We start from the raw sequence: 21166 nt of genomic DNA, 5'->3' as shown, positions 1-21166 counted from the left end.
CGCTTATGCATGGGCCCCGGGCTGCGGGACCTCGCAGACTCCGTCGGCGTCGCAGGCGGCGGCATCCGCGCCGATGGGGGTGAGGATCCGGCCCTGCCACGCCTGCTCCAGCGCCTGGGTGAACAGCTCGGCCGGCTGTCCGCCCGAGACCCCGTAGCGCCGGTCGAGCACGAAGAACGGCACCCCGGTCGCGCCCAGCTCGGCGGCCTCGCGCTCATCGGCCCGTACCTCGCCGGCGTACGCGTCCTCGTCGGCGAGCACCGCCCGCGCCTCGTCCGCGTCCAGACCCGCCTCGACCGCGAGATCCACCAGGACCTCGGGGTCGAACACGGACCGCTCCTGGGCGAAGTTGGCCCGGTAGGCGAGGTCCAGCAGCTCGCTTTGACGGCCGCGGGCCTTGGCCAGATGCAGCAGCCGGTGGATGTCGAAGGTGTTGCCGTGGTCGCGGCCCTCGGTGCGGTAGTCGAGCCCGTCGGAGCGCGCGTTGGAGGCGACGTGCTCCTCCATCGCCTGGGCTTCCTCGATGGTGCGCCCGTACTTCTTCGCCAGCATGGGGACCACCGGGCCGGTCTCGCCCTTGGCGCGGTTCGGGTCGAGCTCGAAGGAGCGGTGCACGACCTCGACCTCGTCGCGGTGGGCGAAGGCGGCGAGCCCCTTCTCGAAGCGTGCCTTGCCGATGTAGCACCAGGGACAGGCGATATCGCTCCAGATCTCGACGCGCATCTTTTTCATCACTCCAGGGTCGTTCGGGACAACGATGTGCGGAGGCACCCTCCGCTGGGACGACAACGCGCTGCGGGACCGGCTCATTCCCCAGGTTGCCGGGGCACCCGGGAGTCAGCGCCCCGTCCAGAGCGGAAATTTGGCAGAACAGGGCAGCCCAAAGCGCCGAGCAAGGCCCGGTGGTCCGTGTCTTCAGAACATGCCGTTGGGGTTCCTGGGGTTGGCGGGGATGGCCTGGAGTACATCCCAGTGTTCGACGATCTTTCCGTTGTTGTCGAAGCGGAAGATATCGACGCCCGCATACTCCTGGTCCGGCCATACCTGGTGACAGTGAAGGACGACGTGCTCGCCCTCGGCGATGGCGCGCTTGAACTCCACACGCTTTCCCGGGAATTCGGTGGCCATCCGCTCGAAATAGTCGACGAAGTCCTGCCTGCCGTCGCCGCCGAGCGGGTTGTGCTGGATATAGGTGTCGCCCACGTACGTGTCGTAGGCAGCAGCTGGACGGCACTCGTTGAACAAGAGGTCGTAGAACGCCTTGGCCGTGGCCTTGTTTCGTTCGAGATTGTCATCTGTCATGGCAGCCACAGTAGGCATTACCGGTAAGTAGCCCACAGACCGATCCCTCAGTGGTGTCGGCTTGTGACCATACAAGCCTCCGCTGCTCCGGCGTCGGCTCCCGGTCCGCGAGCACGACGGGGCGGCAGAAGGGGCTCAGCCTCGGGCCGCCGGTGCTGCTGAGGGCGAGGTTCCCGTCCACATCCCGGTCGTGGTCTCTGCGCGCGGAGTGGCGGAAGGCGATCGGGGTCTGACCGGTGCGCTGGTGAAAGTACTTGCTGAAGTTGGTGGCACTGGAGAAGCCGAGCTGGGCGGCGATCCGGGACGCGGACAACTCGCCGTGTGCGAGCAGGCGCTTGGCCTCCAGTACGACCCTGCGGTCGATGAACTCCTTCGCCCCGACGCCGGCGGCGGCGAGCGTGGCCCGGGAGAGGGTACGCGCCGAGTAGCCGAGCGCACGCGCGTAGTCGTCGAGGCGACGGGTGCGGGCGAAGTCGCGCTCGACCGCGTCACGGAAGCGCAGATAGGCCGAGCCCGGCTCGGGCGCGGAGCCGTCGGCGGGCGAGGTCAGGTGTGCGAGGCGCAGGACGAGGACGGCCAGCAGATGCCGCAGCACCGCGACGTGTACGTCGACCGGCATCCGTGTCGCCGCGTGGAACTCGCGGTCCAGATGGCGAGCGGCGGTGTGCAGCACATCGACGGCATCGCCGAGCGGCGTCCGTACGACCGGGGCGTACGGGTCGTCCAGGCAGGCGACGGCCGCGGTGGCCGGGTCGGGGAAGTCTTGTTCGAACAGGAACAGCGTGCCGATGGCCCCGGTGATGTCTCCCCACTGATGCACCTGACCTGGCCGAACCCACAGCCAGGACCCGGGCCTGAGGGTGTACGCGGTGAAGTCAACGGTCTGCCGCAGGGACCCGTCGGTGAGGGTGAGCAGGACGTGGAAGTCGTGCCGGTTCGGCCCCGCCAACTGCCTGGGTGTGATCCGTGTACGCAGCTCCGCCAGGGCAAGGACCTCAACCCCGGCCGGGGTGCCAACGGGCGGAGTGAAAGCAAGCTCAGGGATCATCCGGGAACCCCTTGTCGGTTTTTGACCATCACGAGTCGCCAGAATATCAGCATGGGTCCCAGATCCGTCCCTAACATTGCGGCGGGATGCGAGGCGGCTGAATTCCGCCCGTACCGCCACTTGAACGGGCGTTGGATCACGGTGGATTCGCCCTGTGTCATCGAATTTGCTCAATGTAGCAAGTGGGGGCTTGAGGACATGCCTGCACACCTTCCTGGAATGTGCAGGTAGCAGCCGACTCGGGTTCTCCCCATACGGTAAGAATGGTCAGCGAAGCAGGACCCATCTCCGCACGGCCTGCTCGCCATGCACGAGGGATCTCTACTGCTCATGACAGCCAAACTGGACAGCGCGCTGGGTCTCTACCTGGGCGGAATCCGCGACGGCAACATCCGCGAGGCTCTTGACCGGTACATCGGCGATCGCTACACGCAGCACAGCACGGGGGTCGCCGACGGAAAGGAAGGGTTCCTCACCTTTTTCGAGCCTTTCCTGGCCCGCAATCCGCAGCGGGAAATTGACGTCGTACGGGCCATCGAGGACGGGCCGTACGTCTTTCTGCACGTTGCCCAGACGCTCGGCGGATCCACTCGGTGGGTGACCGCCGACCTGTTCGACACCGACGGGAACGACCGTATCGTCGAGCACTGGGACACCATCGCGCTCGGCGGGCAGACCACGCCCTCGGGGCACACCCAGATCGACGGAGCGACCCAGATCACGGATCTTGACCGCACCGCGGAGAACAAGGACAAGGTCGCGGAGTTCATCGCCGTGGTCCTGCAAGGCGGACAGACCGGACGGATCCAGGAGTACGTTTCCGCGGATCGCTACGTACAGCACAACCCGCAAGTCGCCGACGGCATCGAGGGATTCGGGGACTTTTCGGCGGGCCTCGCCGCGGAGGGGAAAGCGCTGACCTACGTCAGGCTGCACCGGCTCATCGGCCAGGGGAACTTCGTTGTCACCCTCAGTGAAGTGGAGCTGGGGGGAACCCTCATGGCCGTCTTCGACATTTTCAGACTCGAAAACGGCCTCATTGTCGAACACTGGGACAACGCCGAACCCATCCCCACACCGACTGAAGCCAACAACAGCGGGAAGTTCTGACCGAGAGCCGGTCGGCGCCGGGCGGCGGGTGCACGTTGGAGGCTGTCCGTTCTTGACCTCAGTGGTTCGGAAATCTACCTCCCACGCCGGATCAATTCCGACAACTCTGGAGGTGCAGCTGGCGGACACCAGGTCCGCCACCCCGGCACCATTGGATGCGCACGTCATGAACAACAAGGATCTGGTCCTCAAGGCCGTAGAAGAGCTGTTCGGCGACAAGGACCCGTCAGCGGTGGATCGCTGGGTCTCGCCGGCATACAGGCAGCACAGCGCGCTTGCCGCCGACGGCCCCGAGGCTCTGCGTGAATTGGTCTCCTCGCTGTCCGCGGACTTCCGCTACGAGGGCGCCCGGGTCATCGCCGACGGGGACCTGGTCGCCATGCACGGGATCTACCACGGATTCGGTCCCGCGCCGCTGGTCGCCTTCGACATCTACCGAGTGGAGGACGGCAAACTCGCCGAGCACTGGGACGCCCTGGTGCCGGTGATCGAGGACACCGTCAGCGGTCGCTCCCAGGTCGACGGCCCGACCCAGGTCAGGGACCTGGAGATCACCGAGGCGAACCGCAAGCTCGTCGCCGAGTACGCCGAGAGGGTGCTCAAGGGCGCTGACTACTCGGCGTCGACCGAATTCACCTCCACCGAAACCTACCTCCAGCACAACCCTGAGGCCGGTGACGGTCTGGAGGGGTTCGGCGTGGCCGCCGCCACGTGGGCCGAGCAGGGCAAGAATGTGGTCTACGCGACGATTCACAGGGTGATCGCGGAGGGTGACTTCGTCCTCGTACAGGCCGAGGGTGAGTTCGGCGAGCCGGTCGCCTACTACGACCTGTTCCGCCTGGCAGACGGGAAGATCGTCGAGCACTGGGACGCCATCCCGGCGATTCCCGCCGAACTGCCGCACGGCAACGGCCTGTTCTGACAGCCTCTCACCAGGGAACACGAAACTCATGGCCAGACCCATGACGGATGCCGAATGGCGTGCTTTCGTGAGCGCAGGCACCCGGACCGCGAAGATCGCCACAACCCGCGCCGACGGACGGCCGCACGTGGCACCCGTCTGGTTCCTGCTGGACGGCGAAGACGTCATGTTCAACACCGACAAGAACTCCGTCAAGGGCCGCACGCTTGTCCGCGACGAGCGCCTCGCCCTCTGCGTGGACGACGATCAGCCGCCGTTCTCCTTCGTCGTCATCGACGGCAACGCGCAGGTGAGCGAGGACTTGCCGGAGGTGCGCGACTGGGCGACGCGGATCGCTGCCCGCTACGTGGGCGAGGAGCGCGCAGCAGAGTACGGCGTCCGCAACAGCGCACCCGGGATTCTCCTGGTGCGGGTGTCGATCGACGAGGTCCTGGCGATCAGCGGCATAGCCGACTGAAGTGAAGATCGCCGTCACCGCGTGAGCGGAGTCAGGATCCGTCGCGCAGCCCCTCCGGCCAGCCCGGCCGGAACTCGATCCGGTCGAACGTCACCACACAGCCCTCCCCCACCGGTGACTGCGCCAGAAAGCCGACCAGCGCGGCCCCGGCCTGCTCCTCGTTCCCCAGCGCGAAGATCCGTACGAAGGTCCACCGCTCGCCGTCCGTCGAGGCGTGGAAGGCAAAAGCCTTGCCGGTGCGGCTGATCCGCAGCCACACGCTGTCGCCGTCGACCACGAAGGAGTTGGCGTCGGACTTGTGCGTCTGCGTCGCCCGCATTTACCAGGCGGAGCGGGATCTTTCAGAGCGCGGGCTCATGGTGACTGCCGAGCGAGGCACGGTGTCATCTACCGGCACGCTGCGTGCGCCCGCAAGGTGGAGCGATGAGGACGAGCGTGATTCCGATGGAGGAGTACAAGAGTGCCCGCGGAGAGGCAGAACACGTGGCGGCGCTGCTACGTGCCGCGCTGACGCGGGCAGGGTTGCCGGAAGATCAGGTTGCCAACGTGCGTCCGCTCGTCACCTCTGCGGGACGCTCCTACGTCCAGTTGGGAGCCTTGCGACTACGCGATGCGGTCACGTTGCTGGAGGCTCTGCCGCTGAGCCAGCCACTGCCGTCGTCCGGGACCGCAAAGTGATCCGCTCACTGGGCCGGGCCATGCAGCAAGGGAGGTGAACTCGCTGGCGCCGGTCTGCGTCGGCCATCGCGTCAGCTCCCGGTCACCGCCGGTAGGAGCTGTCGTAGGACGTCGTCGATCCTGGTCGCTTCGTCGTTGCAGAGCACCGCGACAGTCACTCTCAGGCGGGGCAGCCAGGCGAGGAAGGACTGATACCCGGGATTGTCACCGAAGTGGAAGCGCGCCGCGTGCCCGGCCAGACTGCCCAGGCAGTAGCCGTACCCGTAGGCGTCGGCGGTTGCTGGGCCCTCGGCACCCCATGCCCCCGCCATGGACGCTTGTGAGGCCACCATCGCCTCACGCGAGCGCGCGGTGAGGATGCCACCGGAGTTGAACCCGGCGGTGAACCTGTCCAGGTCGCCGACCGTCGACCAGACGTCGCCGGAGCCTGGCAGGGCCGCGAACTTTGCGGCATCCACCCGCAAGCCCTCCCGATAGCCGCAAGCCACCGCCGCGGTAGGAGGTTCACCGACGCACGTCGACGTCAGGCCGAGCGGCTGCAGGACCCGCTCGGTGAGGAAGCCCGCGTACGCTTGCCCGCTGACCTGCTCGATGATCCGCGCCGTCAGGAGGTATCCGGGCCCGCTGTAGTGCCACGCGCTGCCGGGCGTGCCGAGCAGTGGCACCTTTGAGAACTGGTCGAGGAGTTCATCGACATCCCCTGGCTGGTTGATGTCGAAGCCGGGGTGGTCCCGCCAGTGCCCCATGCCAGATGTGTGCGAAAGCAGCTGCTGGAGCGTCAGATCGTGCCAGCGTGTAGGGCAGTCGGTCAGCCAGGAACTGATCGGGTCACCGAGAGAGACTTCTCCTTCTTCGACCAGAAGCATCGCGGCCGTGGCGGTGAACTGCTTGCTCACCGAGGCAATCTGGAAGCGGGTGTCAGTGGTGCACATCGCACCGGTGTCGAAGTCCGATACCCCGGCGGACGCTTGCAGGACAGCCGTTCCATCACGCGTCACCAGGACCGCACCGCTGAATCCGCAGATCGCCTCCACCCGGCAACGCTAAGCCATCCTTGAAGTGGCCGGAAGGCCCTTCGCCTGTTGTCAAAGCCCTGTCGTGCGAGTCGAGGCGCTCGCGGACAGGTGGGGGTGGACGACGGGCCGGCTCCCCGCGAGACGGTCTGGGCGGAGCTCAGCCTGACGGCCCTGTGACCGGCGCCCGGAAGGCCGGGATCCGGGGTTCCGGGAGATCCCAACCAAAGAACCCTCAGGAAAGAACCAACCAACCCAACCAAACCCGCCCGAGTCACCCTCACGAGTGATCCGCCCCAACTTGGCTGGCGCATATGCCTGTTGTCAGTGCAGTCTCGGCACCAACAACCCCATACATGTGACGGCCCCCGGCCGGGACTCGCAATCCCGATCGAGGGCCTGACCACCCGAGGAAGTAAGGCTTCCCCGATGGCTGAGCAGCAGCTTAACGCGCCGCCGCGCGCGCTTTCCGTCGTTCATGAAACGACCACCGGCGTGATCCAGGTGCACGAGTACCAGGCCGACCGGTACACGATCGTCGGCAACCACCTTGCGCAGCACACCGAGTTGTCGCTGACCGCGATCGGGCTCGCGACGCACATCCTGTCGCTGCCCAACGGGTCGCAGGTGGACATCCGGACGCTGGCGGAGAGATTCCCCGAGGGCAGGGACCGGATCACGGCGGCCTTGCAGGAGCTCGAGGAACACGGCTACGTACAGCGGGTCCTGGTGCGTACGGCCAAAGGGCAACTGGTCACGCGGACATACGCCTTCAGCGACCCCAAGGCGACGCGGACCCGCCTGGCTCGCGAGGCCGAGGACGAGCCGAGGCCCGCCCATGAACCGGTGCCGGAGCGGCCCGCACGGGAGCTGGAGCCAGAGCCGCATCCAGCAGCCGAGCCCGTACGGTCGAGCGTCACCACCGCACTCCTCACCGATCTGCGCCGCCACGACGCCCGGCTGCTGCTGTCCGAACGGGACGTACACGGGCTGGCCCCACTCGTGGGCGCCTGGCTGGAGCGCGGCATCGCACCCGATGACGTTCGCCGCGCCATCACGGCGAGCCTGCCACCGGACCTCCGCAACCCGGTCGGCCTCCTGCGCCACCGCCTCACCACGCTGCTGCCGCCGCCGCTCGCAGCGGCTCCGGCGACCGCCCGCCCCGCCCCGCTCCAGAACTGCGACCACTGCGACCGCGCCTTCCGCGCCACGGGACCGGGCCGCTGCCGCGACTGCCGCCCGCCTCTGGCCCAGGCCGCCTAGCATGAGGGTGATGACTCCGGCCCCGAGGCACAGACAGGGAGCGAGCGCCATGACCATCGCCCCGGACGACGCGCAGCGGGACGCCTCCCTGTACCGGGCGATGCGGGAGTTCGTTCAGTCGATGGACGACACCCTTCCAGGGAAGTTCGAGATCACGAAGGAAGGCATCGTCCACGACATGATGGCGCCCGCCGGCCCTCACGAGCTGACCGTACTGCGAATCCGAAAACGCCTTGAGAAGGTGATGCCGGACGAGCTGGTGGCTCACACCGGGACACCGGATGTGGAAGATCCGTCCGAGGGCATCATGCGTCACCCCGACGTGATGGTGATCGCGGAGGCGGATATGGAGGTCGAGGGGTCCGTCGCCCCCCGTACGCTCATCGCCGCCGTCGAAGTCGTATCGCGCTCCAACCCGGACAACGACTGGGTGAGCAAGATGCGGGACTACCCCCTGCTCGGGATTCCCATCTACGTGATCTTCGACCCTCGGACCGGATCCGGCGCGGTGCTCTCCGAGATTCACCGGACCCCGGACGGCCCGCGCTATGCGAGCCGCAAGGACTTCGTCTACGGCGAGGACATCACGGTCGCCGAGTGGACCATCTCGACGGACGACCTGCCGCGCTACCCGTAACCGGTGATCACCGGCGCGTTCAGCCGAGTGAAGATCGCCGTCACCGCGTGAGCGGGGTCAGGATCCGTCGCGCAGCCCCTCCGGCCAGCCCGGCCGGAACTCGATCCGGTCGAACGTCACCACACAGCCCTCCCCCACCGGTGACTGCGCCAGGAAGCCGACCAGCGCGGCCCCGGCCTGCTCCTCGTTCCCCAGCGCGAAGATCCGTACGAAGGTCCACCGCTCGCCGTCCGTCGAGGCGTGGAAGGCAAAAGCCTTGCCGGTGCGGCTGATCCGCAGCCACACGCTGTCGCCGTCGACCACGAAGGAGTTGGCGTCGTCCGAGTGGCCGCGGGTGACGACCGTGCAGATGGTGGGCTTGTCCGGGGAGAGCTCCAGGCAGAGCTTGGCCCACTCCCGCTCGCCGACGTGCAGATAGAGCACCCCCGCGTCGAAAGCCGCGGCGAAGCCCACCGTGACCCGCGCGATGAGCTGGAAGTCGCCCTCCGGCGCGCCGAGCAGGCGGGGCGCGTCGGAGGCGGGCTCCAGGGCCTCGCCCGCGGGCGGCACGAAGCGGTCCTGCCGGGCGCCGGCCCAGCCGGTCAGCACGCCCTCGTCGTAGGACCAGTTGGCCTCGGGGCCGTACGGCCGCAGCGGGAAGGGGAGTTCGGGCAGTTCGATCTGGTCGCTCACACGCTCAGCTTCCCGGAGTCTCCCGGCGGCCGTCCACCCGACGCGGCAGTGCGAGCGGATTGTCGTCGCGCAGCTCGGGCGGCAGCAGCGCCTCGGGGGTCGTCTGGTACGTGACCGGGCGCAGCCAGCGCTCGATGGCGGTGGCCCCGACCGAGGTGGAGGTGGAGGTGGTGGCCGGATAGGGGCCGCCGTGGTGCTGGGCGGGGGCGACGGCGACTCCGGTCGGCCAGCCGCCGACCAGAACGCGGCCCGCGAGCGGGGTGAGCTCGGCGAGCAGTTCGGCGCCCCGGCCATCTCCCGCGGCCTCGCCGTCGGAGAGGTGCAGGGTGGCGGTGAGATTGCCGGGCAGCCGGCCCAGTACCGCGGTGATCTCTGCGTCCGACTCGTAGCGTGCGACGACGGTGACCGGGCCGAAGCACTCCTCGAGCAGCAGGTCGTGCGGTCCTTCGGCGGCCAGCAGCCGGGCGGGTACGGACAGGAAGCCGGCGCTCACGGTGTGCTCACCGCCCGCGCCGGGGGTGATCGGGGCCTGAACGTCAGGCAGTGCGGCCCTGACCCGTACGCCCTCGACGAAGGCGGAGCGCATCCGCTGGTCGAGCATCACGCCGGGCTCGGTCTCGCTGACCGCGTCCGTCAGTGACTTGAGTAGCCGGTCGCCCGCGTCGCCCGCGGGGGCGAGCACAAAGCCGGGCTTGGTGCAGAACTGGCCCTCCCCGAGGGTCATCGAGCCCGCGAGCCCGGCCCCGAGCTGCTCGGCGCGCTCCCCGGCCGCCGCCTCGGTGACGACGACGGGGTTGAGTGAGCCGAGTTCGCCGTGGAAGGGGATGGGCGCGGGCCGGGCGGCCGCGGCGTCGAACAGCGCGCGCCCGCCGCGTACGGATCCGGTGAAGCCCGCCGCGGCGACCAGCGGGTGCCTGACCAGTTCGACGCCCGCATCGAAGCCGTGCACAAGGGTCACGACGTCGTCGGGCAGGCCGACGCGGCGGGCGGCCCGGCGCAGGACGGAGGCGCACAGTTCGGCGGTGGCGGGGTGGTCGGGGTGCGCCTTGACGACGACCGGGCAGCCGGCCGCGAGGGCGCTCGCGGTGTCGCCGCCGGGCACGGAGAAGGCGAGCGGGAAGTTGCTGGCGGCGTAGACGGCGACGACACCGAGGGGGATCTTGTAGCGGCGCAGGTCCGGCCAGGGCGGAGTCCGCGTGGGGTCCGCGTGGTCGATGTGGATGTCGAGGAAGGAGCCCTCGTCGACGACATCGGCGAAGGCGCGCAACTGGGCGGTGGTGCGGGCGAGTTCACCGGTAAGGCGGGTGGGGCCGAGCGCGGTCTCGGCATCGGCGGCCTCGATGACATGCTCGCCGGCCTCGTCGAGCAGGTCGGCGGCGGTGCGCAGCAGGAGCGCGCGTACACTCCGGTCGGCGAGCGCTGGGCGGGCGGCGTCTGCCGCGCGGACCGCGCGGTCGATCTCGTCGGCGGTGGACTCCACCGCAACCTGCTCACGCGGGTTCCCGGTTCGGGGGTCGACACTCCAGACTGGTGCTGCTGCCACCGCGGCTTCCTTCCCGGTCTACTGCCACCCAGGAGTTGTTCGGTATTCTGAACAGCGTTCCCGATGGTGAATGTGTGGGACTCTATTTCCGGGCGTTCTGCGCGGTCAAGAAGGTCAGCGGGTTCAGGTCAGCGGGTCAAGAAGGGGCGAAGAGCAATGTCGACTGCCGATTCCGGTGGGGCACAGGTCAAGTCCGCGGTGCGGACGGTGGAGTTGCTCGAGTATTTCGCCGGGCGCCCCGGCATGCACTCGCTCGCCGCGGTCCAGGAGGCCGTCGGCTATCCCAAGTCCAGCCTCTACATGCTGCTGCGCACGCTGGTCGAGCTCGGCTGGGTGGAGACGGACGCGACGGGCACGCGGTACGGCATCGGCGTACGGGCGCTGCTCGTGGGCACCTCGTACATCGACGGCGACGAGGTGGTGGCGGCGGCCCGCCCCACCCTGGACCGGCTCTCCGACGACACCACCGAGACCATTCACCTCGCCCGCCTCGACGGCACCAATGTCGTCTATCTCGCCACCCGCCAGTCGCAGCACTATCTGCGCCCCTTCACCCGCGTCGGCCGCCGGCTGCCCGCCCATTCCACCTCGCTGGGCAAGGCGCTGCTCGCCACCCACAGCGACGAGCAGGTGCGCAAGATGCTGCCGGAGACCCTGGCGTCGCTGACCGAGCACACCATCACCGACCGCGAGCAGCTCATCGAGGAGCTGCATGTGATCCGCGAGCAGGGCTATGCCGTGGACCGCGAGGAGAACACGCTGGGGCTGCGCTGCTTCGGGATCGCGATCCCTTACCGCACCCCGGCGCGCGACGCGATAAGCTGCTCGGTGCCGGTGGCCCGGCTCACCCCCGGACACGAACAGATGATCAAGGACGCGCTCTTCGACGCGCGCGACCGGCTCACGCTCGCGACCCGGAGGCTCTGAAGTGTCTGTGCACGTCACCCTGCGCGAAGTCGTCGACAGTGATCTGCCGGACTTCTTCCGGCACATGAGCGACCCCGAGTCGAACCGGATCGCCGCCTTCACCTGCGAGGACCCCACCGACCGGGCCTACTTCGACGCGCACTGGGCGCGGATCCGCGCCTCGGACGCCGTCATACGGACCGTCATCGCCGACGACGTGGTCGTGGGCCACGCCTCGGTGTACGGACCGCCCGAGGAGCGCGAGGTCACGTACTTCATCGACCGCGCGTACTGGGGCCGCGGTGTGGCCACCGCCGCGCTGCGCGCGCTGATCGAACTCGTACCGCAGCGCCCGCTGCACGCGCGCGCCGCAGCCGACAACGCGGGCTCGATCAGGGTCCTTCAGAAGTGCGGCTTCACCGTCACCGGCAAGGACCGGGGTTACGCGCATGCCCGCGGCGCGGAGACCGACGAGGTGCTCCTCACCCTGGCGGGCTGACTCCTCTCCCCCGCACGGCGGAGAGGGATCGTCGCAGCGCAGGAGGTGCGGGGCTCCGGGAGCCGGGAGCGTAAGCAGCATGAGCCCGCACAGTGGTCCCCGTTCCAGCCCCTTCCCGAAGGCGGGGGCAAGCCCCCGCACCCCCGAGCGCCGATTTCGCGGCGCACCCGAGCGGCACGACCCCGCACACCGAGTGCTGCGCGCCGTCGTGATCGCCTCCTGCGTTCCCTATCTCTCGCTCAAGATCGCCTGGATCGCGGGCAGCCGGATCGGCATCCCGGACGGCAGCGTGCTGCTCGACAACCGGGCCCTGATGGCCGTGGCCAACAGCGTCACCGTCCTGATGGACGGTGCCGTCATCGTGCTGGCGCTGCTGCTCACCCAGGGCTGGGGCAGGCGGGTTCCCGCCTGGCTGCTCGCAGTCCCCATGTGGGTCGCGGGCGGACTGCTGCTTCCGATCATGGTCGGCTTCCCGGTCCAGCTGCTGGTCAAAGCCTTCACCGACGGCGGGATCGAGCGCTCCACGAGCGAGCCCTTCCTCGACGAGTGGGTCTTCGGCGTCGTCTACTCCGGCTTCATCGTCCAGGGTCTGACCCTCGGCACGCTCTTCGTGCTGTACGCGAAGGAGCGCTGGGGGCATGTGTGGCGGGGCCGGGTCTGGGATCTGCCCTCGGCCGCCGCCGGCCGGCTGCTGAAGGTGTGCGCCGCGGCCGCCGCCGTGCTCGCGCTCTTCCCCTTCACGATGCGTCTGCTCTGGGCGTGCGGCGCCACGACCGGTCTGAGCCACCCGCGCATAGAGCAGCGCACGGCCGACTTCTATGTACTCGAAGGGGTAAGCGCCCTCTTCGTGGCCGTGGCCGTGGCGGGAGCGCTGCTCATCGCCTTCCGCCCGGCCCCGGCACTGCCGCTGAAGACGCCGCTGGCGATGGCCTGGGTGGGGTCGGGCGCGGTCGGCTGCTGGGGCATCTGGCTGCTGATCGCCGCCATACTGCCCGGGCCCGAAGACGGTGAGCGGGCAACGGGGTTGATGGCCCTGACCTACGCTGTGGGCATGATCGTCGGCCTGCTCGTCGTCACCGGCACCGCCTCATTCCTGCGGCGGCGCGGCGCGTGAAGAGAGCCCTCAAGGTGTCCGCCCGGGCCCTGTTCGGGACGCGGGCAAGGCTTCGCTGGCTCCATCTGATCCTGGGCGGCGCCCTGTTGATGCCGTACTGGCTGGTGGGCACGGTGATCGTCGGCCCGCTCGTCGGTGCCAAGAGCATGTTCTCCGACTCCCTCGCCCTCCAGTTCGGCGCGTACGGCGTCGCGCTGCCGATTGCCGCGGTGACCGCGCTGTTGTTCCCGCTCACCAGACCGCTGGCGGTCGCCCTGGCGAAGGCCCTGTGCGGGGTGCCCGCCGAGCGGTTCGCGGAGGGGCCGACGCGCTCGTGGGACGCGCAGCTGCGGACCTCGGGCTGGTTCACGCTGCACGCGGGAATCGGCGCGTTGATCAGCGGCGCCTCGCTCGCGCTGCCGCCGTTCGCCGTGACGTTGATCCTGCTGCCGCTCTCCGGAGGGCTCAGGGACTGGGTCATGGTCCCCGACTACCTCGGCCACCCCTGGGCACTGGCCCTGTGCCCGTTCGCCGGGATCGCCATGCTGATCGCGCTCGCGGGCTGCGCGGCCGCGGCCGGGGCACTGCTGGCCCGCCAGGCCCCGGTTCTCCTCGGCCCGACCCCCTCGGACCGTCTTGCCGCCGCCGAGCGCCGGGCCACCGAACTGGCCGAGCGCAACCGTCTGGCCCGCGAGCTGCACGACTCGGTGGGCCATGCCCTGAGCGCCGTCACTCTCCAGGCGGGTGCGGCCCGCAAGGTCCTCGACAGCGATGTGGAGTTCGTACGCGAGGCCCTGGCCGCGATCGAGGAGACCACTCGGCGCACGGTGGGCGAACTCGACTCCGTGCTGGGCCTGTTGCGCCAGGGCGAGGACGGAGCGGCCCGGCTCACCGGGCCGACCCTCAAGACCCTGGACGGTCTGATCGCCCGCAGCGGCGTGCCGGTCTCGCTCACCGCCGACGGCGACCTGGCCGCCGTCCCGGCGCCCGTCTCGTGCGAGGCGTACCGCATCGTCCAGGAAGGGCTGAGCAACGCCCTGCGCCATGCCGGGGCGTCCCCGGTGTCCCTGTGGATCGCCCTGCACGGCGAGGAGTTGGAGATCACGATGGAGAATCCGCTGCCCGACAGGGCACCGGTGGTCCGCCCGGGAGGCGGCCGCGGAGTGCGCGGCATCGCCGAGCGTGCCGCGCTGCTGGGCGGACACGCGCAGGCGGGAGAGCAGGACTCGGTGTGGCGGCTGTCCGCGCGCCTCCCCCTGGGCGGCGGACGGTGAGCGCGATCCGGGTCGTGCTCGCCGACGACGAGCGGATGGTCCGTACGGCGCTGCGCGTGATCCTCGACGCCGAGCCCGACCTGGAAGTCGTCGGCGAGGCGTCGACCGGCGCCGAGGCGGTGTCGGTGGTGCGCGAACTGCGCCCCGACGTAGTCCTGATGGATGTGCGGATGCCTCGGATCGACGGCATCCGGGCCACCGAACAGATCCTGGGCACACTCACCGAAGCGCCGCGGATCGTGGTGGTGACGACCTTCGAGAACGACTCGTACGTGTACGACGCGCTGCGTGCCGGAGCCGCCGGCTTTCTGCTCAAACGGGCCGCGGCGGAGGAGCTCGTCCAGGCGGTGCGGCTGGTCGCCCGCAGCGATTCGCTGCTCTTCCCGTCCGCGGTGCGTTCGCTGGCCGCCGAGTACGGCAGCCGTCGGCCCGCGGCTCCCCCGCCGTGGGCGGCCCGGCTGACCGAGCGCGAGGCCGAGGTGCTGCGGCTGATGGCTACGGGGCTGACGAACGCGGAGATCGCCGGGCGGATGGGCGTGGGTCCGGCGACGACGAAGACGCATGTGGCGGCGGTGCTTGCGAAGACAGGCGCGAGGGACCGTACGCAGGCGGTGATCGCGGCGTACGAGTCCGGGTTCATCTCGCCGGGCTGACTCGGGGCGCCGTACGCCTGGTTCACGTCCTACGCCTAGGCCGACCAGAACACAGCCGGTGGCAAGGAGGTCGCGGTCGCCGTCATGATCGAGGATTCGGGCGCGGTCCGCCCCGAGGTCAGCGGCAACGGTCTGGCCGCGCCCATTGCCCAAGATGATGGCCGCGGCCCTGAGGTCCTGATGACCGGCTCGAGATGCCCCGCGCCCCAGCTGCTCGCTGCGGCGTTCAGGCCAGGCCTGACAGCGCGTCCGCCACCGTCGCAAGGTCCGCGTCGGACGCCAGCCCCGCGTGGTAGAGCCGCAGTTGGTTCGCGCCCAGCCCGGCGGCCCGGGCCGCGTCCTTGGCCAGCGTGCCGGGGCTGCCGCCCATGCCCCGCACGACGGTGAGGTTGGCGGCCAGCACCGCGCCGTCGACCCGGCGCTCCGCGAAGGGGGTGAGCAGCTGGGCGCCGCCCGTGCAGGGCACCACCACGCCGTCCGCGACGGACAGGATGTGCGCGGGGTCGACTCCCGCGTTCGCCCCGCAGTGGTAAGCGACGGGGTCGGCGTGCAGCAGCACCTGGAAGCCGTCGGGAGCCGCCGCCCGCACCGCGGCGACGGCGGCCTCCTGGAGGGTGCGGGCCGTCCGCGTCCGGAACTCCAGCGTGGCTGCGGTCAGTTCCGCGCCGAGCAGCTTGTCGACCGGCGCGTCGGCCTGCGCAGTGCCGGCCCAGACCGGCTCCAGCGCGTCCCGTACCGCGGCGGCCAGCAGGTGCGGTTCCAGGCCCTGTCGTCCGTACCCCTGGCGGCAGGCGGGGCAGAAGCACAGCGACATCAGATACTGCGCGGCCTCGCCGATGCCGACACCCGCGATCTTGTCGTGGGCGTGCAGATGCGCGAGGCCGTACCAGCCGCAGGACTCCAGCTCGGTGCCGTGCGCGCCCCTTCTGGTCGCCGCCTCGGCCGCGAGGTCCACCAGCAGGGCGCGGACGCCGCTCTGGGCGATGCAGGGCGCCCAGGGGTAGCGGTCGCCGTAGGCGTTGACGACGGAGGTGTCCGGATGTTCGGCGCCCAGACGGGAGTTGTGGGCGAGGACGACCCAGGTGTGGACCTCGAGTCCGGCGTCGGCCAGGGTCGCTGCGGCCTCTGCGTAGGCATCGCCGGGGGCCCAGTCCCCGGCGGGGTACGGCCGCAGCTCCCGGCCCGCCCAGCGCTCCTGGTCCACTTCGTAGAGCACGGCGGCGTGCTGCGCCGTGACGATCCGGTGCCGGGGGTGGCGCGAGGTCAGGGCACGCGTCGAGTGGTAGGCGGCGGCCAGGGTGACCTGCTGGACGCCGAGGTCCGCGATACGGCCTGCGGCGTCCGGGTCCCCGGTGACGTCCCAGGGGTAGAGGAACGCGGAGACCTTCACGCGCCCTCCGCCAACAGGGCGCGGCCGCGCTCGATCAGCGCCGCGAGTGCCTTGATGTGGATGTCGAGGGGCTCGCTCAGCGGCGGCCGCACCTCGCCCACCTCCAGGCCGCCGAGGCGTACGCCCGCCTTGACGAGCGATACGGCGTAGCCGCGGCCGAGACTGCGCAGTTCGACGAGCGGCACGAAGAAGCCGTCGAGCAGCCGACCCACGGTCTTGTCGTCGCCCGTGGCCAGCGCGCGATGGAAGGCGAGGGCGATGTCGGGGGCGAAGGCGAAGACGGCGGAGGAGTACAGGGTGATGCCGATGCCGCGGTAGGCGAGGCCGGTGAGCTCGGCGGTGGGCAGCCCGTTGAAGTAGAGGAAGTCCCGATCCGGCAGTTCACGGCGGACGGCGCTGACGATGCGCTGCATCAGGTCGAGGTCGCCGTGGCCGTCCTTGAGGCCGATGATGCCGTCGACCTGGGCCAGTTCGACGACGGTCTCAGGGGTGAAGACGGCGTTGTCGCGCTGGTAGACGATGACGTCGAGGGAGGTGCCCTCGGCGAGTGCCGTGTAGTGGTGCAGAAGTCCGGGCTGGTCGGCTACGACGAGGTAGGGCGGCATGGCGAGCAGCCCGTCGGCGCCCGCGGCCTCGGCGATCCTCGCGTACTGGAGGGCGAGCGCGGTGCCGTAGCCGACTCCGGCGACGACGGGCACCTCGCCGGCCGTCTCGGCCACGGCCGCGGCGACGCACTCGCCGAACTCCTCGGGGGTCAGGGCGTGGAACTCGCCCGTTCCGCAGCACGCGAAGACCGCGGCCGCGCCGGAGTCGATGCCGTTCCTCACATGGGCGCGGAAGGCATCGAGGTCGAGGGCGCCGTCCGGTCCGTACGCGGTGACGGGAAAGAACAGCGGTCCTTGGACCCGGGTGAGCCGGGCGGCGAGCGGGGCTGAGGTCACGGGCGCTCCCTGGGCCGTGCACCGAGCCTGCAGACTCGTGCACAATTCTGATCGACGTCCATATTTATGAACGCCCGTCACGCTAGGGCAGCCACACGGGGCAGGTCAAGACGGAACGCCGCAACTCAGAGGCGGATTCGACCCCTCCGCGGGACACTTGACGGTGTCCGGACCACTCCCTAGCGTGTCCATGCATGTGAATGTCGTCTACGGACCTGAGCAGTTCAAGGAGATCCATCCATGCCCGCTCCCCGCACCGTCCTGCTCACCGGCGCCGCCGGCGGCCTCGGCACACTGATGCGGGGGCTGCTGCCCGCGTACGGCTACGAGCTCCGCCTCTTCGACGCCACCCTCATCGAGGGTGTGCCGGATGCGATCACCGCCGACCTCGCCGACAAGGAGGCGCTGCGCGCAGCGGTACGGGGCGTCGACGCGATCATCCATCTCGCGGGCATCTCCCTGGAGGCCTCCTTCGACAAGATCCTCCGCGCGAACATCGAGGGGACGTACAACCTCTACGAGGCGGCCCGCGAGGAGGGCATCGGACGCATCGTCTTCGCCTCCAGCAACCACGCGGTCGGCTTCACCCCGCGCCCGCACGGCCTGCCGCCCTTCGCGCCGGACCAGCTGATCCCCATCGACACCCCGCGCCGCCCCGACACGTACTACGGCCTGTCCAAGTGCTTCGGCGAGGACCTGGCCCAGCTCTACTGGGATCTGCACGGCCTGGAGACCGTCTCCGTCCGGATCGGCTCCTGCTTCATGGAGCCGACATCGGTACGGATGCTCTCGGTGTGGATGAGTCCGGGCGACGGCGCGCGACTCTTCCATGCGGCCCTCACCGCCGAGAACGTCGGCCACGCCGTCGTCTACGGCTCCTCCGCCAACACCCGGCTGTGGTGGGACCTCACAACGGCACGCGCTCTCGGCTACGAACCGCAGGACGACTCGGAGCAGTACGCCGAGAAGCTCATCGCGGAACAGGGCGAACTCGACCCGGACAATCCGGACCACGCGTATCTGGGCGGGCACTTCACGACCAGTCCGCCCCGGTGGCCGTACTGAGCGCCACAGGCTCGGCAAGACAGGGCCGGTAACAGGGCCGCAAGGTAAGGGAACGGTAAAGCGCCCTCGCTCGTTACGTCTGGCATGACAGCTATGACCCCCGGCTCGAACATCCCTCTCGCTGCCGCCCGCGTGGCGGTGGACGTCGCCGCCCCGGTGCGGCTCGACGTATCGGGCCTGCTGCTCACCGCCGACGGCAAGGTGCGCTCAGACGACGACTTCATCTTCTACAACCAGCCGGCGGGCCCCGGCGTCAGCTATCGCTCGGGCGGCGGCACCGCCCCCGACGCGATCGTGGTGGACACCGCCGCCGTCCCGCCCGGCATCGAGAAGATCGTCGTCACGGCGAGCCCGGACGCCGCGGGCCAGACCTTCCAGGGCATCGAGCCCACCGCCACCATCCGTAACGCCGACGACGGAAGCGCGCTCGCCACCTTCACCCCGCCGCGGCTCGGCACCGAGACCGCGCTGGTCGTCGTGGAGATCTATCTGCGGGGCGGCGCCTGGAAGGCCCGCGCGGTCGGCCAGGGCTATGCGAACGGCCTGGCGGGCATCGCCACGGACTTCGGCGTCTCGGTCGACGAGGAGCCCGCCGCCGCAGCCGCTCCGGCCGCGCCCGTGCCCCCCGTCCCTGCGGCCGCGCCCGCCGATCCGCGGATCGCCGCTGCCGCACCGCCCGCACCCTCCACGCCCCCGGCCGCCCCTGCGCCCGGCGCCGGGAAGATCAACCTGGACAAGGGCCGGGTCAGCCTGCAGAAGAACCAGACCGTCTCGCTGGTCAAGGGCGGCCGCCCGCTGCTCTCCCAGGTCAAGATGGGCCTCGGCTGGGAGCCCGCCTTCCGCGGCAAGGACATCGACCTCGACGCGTCCGTCATCGCCTACGGCCCGAACCGCAACCACCTGGACAGCTGCTACTTCGGCAAGCTCTCGATCCTGAACGGCGCGATCAAGCACTCCGGCGACAATCTGACGGGCGAGGGCGCGGGCGACGACGAGGTGATCGTCGTCGATCTGGGCCGCCTCCCGGCCGATGCGACGGGCCTGGTCTTCACCGTCAACTCCTTCTCGGGACAGAAGTTCACCGAGGTCGCCAAGGCCTACTGCCGACTGCTCGACGCGGCGACCGGCGAGGAGCTGGTCCGCTTCGACCTGACCAGCGCCGAACCGCAGACCGGCGTGATGATGGCCAAGCTGATCAAGCAGTTCTCGGGTGAATGGGAGATGACCGCCCTGGGCGACTTCGTGAAGTCCCGCACCGTGCGAGGCATGGTGAAGCCCGCCGCCCAGGCGCTGTGACCCACGCCGCCGGGCCCCCCATCGACCCCGATTCAGGTGATGGCGGGCCCGGTGGCCACGGTCCTCAGAGTTTGGCCAGCTTCGAGTAGGGGCTCAGGATTCTTCCCTGACGCCCGGAGAAGTCGACCAGTACGGCGGCATTGTCACCTTCGACTGCGATGACTCTGCCGAGCCCGAACTGGTCGTGCGAGACCCGGTCACCCACTTCGTACTGCTCGATCGGCGGCGCAGCTGCGGCCGGTCGGTTGAAGGGGCTGGAGGGCAAATGGCGGCGGGATCCGGCTGATTTAGTCATTACCTGGAGTATGGGGCCTCGGGACCCCGCCACGCCACGTCAGAACAGCGCGCTGTAGGCATTGAGTGCGGGCTGCCCGCCGAGATGGGCATAAAGCACCCTCGCCCCCGAACCGATCTCACCGCGTGTGACCAGGTCGATCAGCCCCGCCATCGACTTTCCCTCGTAGACGGGGTCCGTCACCATCCCCTCCGTACGGGCCGCGAGCCGCATCGCCTCCAGCGTCGTTTCGTCCGGAATGCCGTACGTCCCCGCGTGGTAGCGCTCGTCCAGTTCGATGTCCGTATCCCGCAGCTCACGCTCCACCCCGATGAGTGAGGCGGTGTTGCGTGCCATACGCCCGATCTGCTCCCTGGTGCGCTCCGGCGCGGCGGACGCGTCGATGCCGATCACGCGCCTCGGCCGGCCACCCGCCTCTTCGAGCGCGGCGAAGCCCGCGACCATCCCGGCCTGGGTGCTGCCGGTCACCGAGCACACCACGACGGTGTCGAAGAAGATCCCCGACGCCCGCTCCTGCTCGTCCACTTCGTACGCCCACTGCGCAAAGCCGAGGCCACCCAGCGGGTGGTCGGAGGCGCCGGCCGGGATGGCATAGGGCCGCCCGCCGCTCTCCTCGACCTCGTGCAGCGCCTGTTCCCAGCTCTCCTTGACGCCTATGCCGAATCCGGCGCGCACCAGCCGGACGTCGGCGCCCGCGAGCCTGCTGATCAAGATGTTGCCGACCTTGTCGTAGCCGGCGTCCTGCCAGTCGACCCAGCTCTCCTGCACGAGGACACAGGCAAGGCCGACGCGGGCGGCGACCGCGGCGACCTGGCGGGTGTGGTTCGACTGCACCCCACCGATCGATACGAGGGTGTCGCAGCCCTTGGCGAGAGCGTCGGCCACCAGGTACTCCAGCTTCCGCGTCTTGTTGCCGCCGTAGGCGATGCCGGAGTTGCAGTCCTCGCGCTTGGCCCAGATCTCGGCGCGGCCGAGGTGGCGGGTGAGCCGGTCGAGCCGGTGCACCGGCGAGGGGCCGAACAGTAGCGGACAGCGCTCGTACGACGTGATCGAGGCGGTCGGCACGGTGAGCTCCTTCGGATCGGACGCTGGTCGGACGCTGGTCGGAC

General features: G+C 69.7%; 23 protein-coding genes and 2 pseudogenes. 14 read left to right on the top strand and 11 right to left on the bottom strand.

The window, feature by feature from the left end; translation table 11 throughout:
* Nucleotides 1–3 precede the first annotated feature (3 nt).
* From OG729_RS30525 to OG729_RS30515, 3 genes are all read right to left on the bottom strand, one after another.
* Nucleotides 4–723: a DsbA family oxidoreductase gene (locus OG729_RS30525; RefSeq protein WP_405811342.1), complete on the bottom strand. Its 720-nt coding sequence runs from the start codon at nt 721–723 to the stop codon at nt 4–6.
* A gap of 192 nt (nt 724–915) precedes the next feature.
* Nucleotides 916–1302, bottom strand: coding sequence for a nuclear transport factor 2 family protein (locus tag OG729_RS30520; RefSeq protein ID WP_405809096.1), 387 nt, complete (start codon nt 1300–1302; stop codon nt 916–918).
* On the bottom strand, nt 1292–2350 hold the full coding sequence (locus OG729_RS30515) for a helix-turn-helix domain-containing protein (protein ID WP_405809094.1): 1059 nt from the start codon (nt 2348–2350) through the stop codon (nt 1292–1294). Before OG729_RS30515 ends, OG729_RS30520 begins: the two co-directional genes overlap by 11 nt.
* A 330-nt stretch (nt 2351–2680) precedes the next feature.
* Between OG729_RS30515 and OG729_RS30510 the strand changes: the two genes are divergently transcribed.
* From OG729_RS30510 to OG729_RS30500, 3 genes are all read left to right on the top strand, one after another.
* On the top strand, nt 2681–3460 hold the full coding sequence (locus OG729_RS30510; protein WP_405809092.1) for a nuclear transport factor 2 family protein: 780 nt from the start codon (nt 2681–2683) through the stop codon (nt 3458–3460).
* A gap of 166 nt (nt 3461–3626) precedes the next feature.
* Nucleotides 3627–4382, top strand: a complete 756-nt coding sequence (locus OG729_RS30505) for a nuclear transport factor 2 family protein (RefSeq protein WP_405809090.1) — start codon at nt 3627–3629, stop codon at nt 4380–4382.
* Between the two features lie 28 nt (nt 4383–4410).
* Nucleotides 4411–4839: a PPOX class F420-dependent oxidoreductase gene (locus tag OG729_RS30500; RefSeq protein ID WP_405809089.1), complete on the top strand. Its 429-nt coding sequence runs from the start codon at nt 4411–4413 to the stop codon at nt 4837–4839.
* 31 nt (nt 4840–4870) lie between these two features.
* On the opposite strand, the pseudogene OG729_RS30495 reads toward OG729_RS30500, so the two are convergent.
* A pseudogene (locus tag OG729_RS30495) lies at nt 4871–5149 on the bottom strand (DUF1349 domain-containing protein); the annotation flags it as partial.
* Between the two features lie 134 nt (nt 5150–5283).
* Between OG729_RS30495 and OG729_RS30490 the strand changes: the two are divergent.
* On the top strand, nt 5284–5517 hold the full coding sequence (locus OG729_RS30490; RefSeq protein WP_405809087.1) for a hypothetical protein: 234 nt from the start codon (nt 5284–5286) through the stop codon (nt 5515–5517).
* Nucleotides 5518–5588: 71 nt separating this feature from the next.
* Here the strand turns inward: OG729_RS30490 and OG729_RS30485 are convergent, their stop codons facing one another.
* The gene (locus OG729_RS30485; RefSeq protein ID WP_405809085.1) at nt 5589–6551 is read right to left on the bottom strand and encodes a serine hydrolase domain-containing protein; all 963 of its coding nucleotides are present in this window, start codon (nt 6549–6551) and stop codon (nt 5589–5591) included.
* Between the two features lie 408 nt (nt 6552–6959).
* Between OG729_RS30485 and OG729_RS30480 the strand changes: the two genes are divergently transcribed.
* Together OG729_RS30480 and OG729_RS30475 are read left to right on the top strand one after the other, a co-directional pair.
* Nucleotides 6960–7793, top strand: coding sequence for a helix-turn-helix domain-containing protein (locus tag OG729_RS30480; protein WP_405809083.1), 834 nt, complete (start codon nt 6960–6962; stop codon nt 7791–7793).
* 49 nt (nt 7794–7842) lie between these two features.
* Nucleotides 7843–8430, top strand: coding sequence for a Uma2 family endonuclease (locus OG729_RS30475; protein WP_360883816.1), 588 nt, complete (start codon nt 7843–7845; stop codon nt 8428–8430).
* 57 nt (nt 8431–8487) lie between these two features.
* Here the strand turns inward: OG729_RS30475 and OG729_RS30470 are convergent, their stop codons facing one another.
* Together OG729_RS30470 and OG729_RS30465 are read right to left on the bottom strand one after the other, a co-directional pair.
* A complete protein-coding gene (locus OG729_RS30470) occupies nt 8488–9102 on the bottom strand; it encodes a DUF1349 domain-containing protein (RefSeq protein WP_360883818.1) in 615 nt (204 codons plus the stop codon).
* Nucleotides 9103–9106: 4 nt separating this feature from the next.
* The gene (locus OG729_RS30465; RefSeq protein ID WP_405809081.1) at nt 9107–10645 is read right to left on the bottom strand and encodes an aldehyde dehydrogenase (NADP(+)); all 1539 of its coding nucleotides are present in this window, start codon (nt 10643–10645) and stop codon (nt 9107–9109) included.
* A gap of 156 nt (nt 10646–10801) precedes the next feature.
* On the opposite strand from OG729_RS30465, the gene OG729_RS30460 reads away from it, so the two are divergent.
* The 6 genes and pseudogenes from OG729_RS30460 to OG729_RS30435 form a co-directional block, all read left to right on the top strand.
* Nucleotides 10802–11572 carry an IclR family transcriptional regulator gene (locus OG729_RS30460; protein ID WP_360883824.1) on the top strand — a complete coding sequence of 257 codons (771 nt, stop codon included), beginning with the start codon at nt 10802–10804 and terminating at the stop codon, nt 11570–11572.
* A gap of 7 nt (nt 11573–11579) precedes the next feature.
* The gene (locus OG729_RS30455) at nt 11580–12050 is read left to right on the top strand and encodes a GNAT family N-acetyltransferase (RefSeq protein WP_360883894.1); all 471 of its coding nucleotides are present in this window, start codon (nt 11580–11582) and stop codon (nt 12048–12050) included.
* A gap of 79 nt (nt 12051–12129) precedes the next feature.
* The gene (locus OG729_RS30450; RefSeq protein ID WP_405809079.1) at nt 12130–13164 is read left to right on the top strand and encodes a hypothetical protein; all 1035 of its coding nucleotides are present in this window, start codon (nt 12130–12132) and stop codon (nt 13162–13164) included.
* On the top strand, nt 13161–14417 hold the full coding sequence (locus OG729_RS30445) for a sensor histidine kinase (RefSeq protein WP_405809077.1): 1257 nt from the start codon (nt 13161–13163) through the stop codon (nt 14415–14417). The genes OG729_RS30450 and OG729_RS30445 overlap by 4 nt, the downstream gene beginning before the upstream one ends.
* 35 nt (nt 14418–14452) lie before the next feature.
* Nucleotides 14453–15070 (top strand): response regulator, encoded by a 618-nt coding sequence (locus OG729_RS30440; protein ID WP_405811341.1) that lies wholly within the window; start codon nt 14453–14455, stop codon nt 15068–15070.
* A gap of 9 nt (nt 15071–15079) precedes the next feature.
* A pseudogene (locus OG729_RS30435) lies at nt 15080–15251 on the top strand (penicillin-binding protein 2); the annotation flags it as partial.
* 45 nt (nt 15252–15296) lie between these two features.
* Here the strand turns inward: OG729_RS30435 and OG729_RS30430 are convergent.
* Nucleotides 15297–16460, bottom strand: a complete 1164-nt coding sequence (locus tag OG729_RS30430; RefSeq protein WP_405809076.1) for a hypothetical protein — start codon at nt 16458–16460, stop codon at nt 15297–15299.
* Nucleotides 16457–17401, bottom strand: coding sequence for a 5-dehydro-4-deoxyglucarate dehydratase (locus OG729_RS30425; protein WP_405809075.1), 945 nt, complete (start codon nt 17399–17401; stop codon nt 16457–16459). The genes OG729_RS30430 and OG729_RS30425 overlap by 4 nt, the downstream gene beginning before the upstream one ends.
* Nucleotides 17402–17641: 240 nt before the next feature.
* Between OG729_RS30425 and OG729_RS30420 the strand changes: the two genes are divergently transcribed.
* Both OG729_RS30420 and OG729_RS30415 read left to right on the top strand, forming a co-directional pair.
* Nucleotides 17642–18466, top strand: coding sequence for an NAD-dependent epimerase/dehydratase family protein (locus OG729_RS30420; protein WP_405809073.1), 825 nt, complete (start codon nt 17642–17644; stop codon nt 18464–18466).
* An 84-nt stretch (nt 18467–18550) separates the two neighbouring features.
* On the top strand, nt 18551–19762 hold the full coding sequence (locus tag OG729_RS30415) for a TerD family protein (RefSeq protein WP_405809071.1): 1212 nt from the start codon (nt 18551–18553) through the stop codon (nt 19760–19762).
* A 64-nt stretch (nt 19763–19826) separates the two neighbouring features.
* Here OG729_RS30415 and OG729_RS30410 read toward each other — a convergent pair whose 3' ends face one another.
* Nucleotides 19827–20057, bottom strand: a complete 231-nt coding sequence (locus tag OG729_RS30410) for a hypothetical protein (protein WP_360883843.1) — start codon at nt 20055–20057, stop codon at nt 19827–19829.
* Between the two features lie 39 nt (nt 20058–20096).
* The gene (locus tag OG729_RS30405; protein ID WP_405809069.1) at nt 20097–21122 is read right to left on the bottom strand and encodes a 1-aminocyclopropane-1-carboxylate deaminase; all 1026 of its coding nucleotides are present in this window, start codon (nt 21120–21122) and stop codon (nt 20097–20099) included.
* Nucleotides 21123–21166: the final 44 nt, after the last annotated feature.

The organism is Streptomyces sp. NBC_00210 (assembly GCF_045160975.1).
GTDB lineage: Bacteria > Actinomycetota > Actinomycetes > Streptomycetales > Streptomycetaceae > Streptomyces.
Note: the sequence above shows the minus strand (reverse complement) of the source record. Positions and strands in the feature narration are given on the sequence as shown.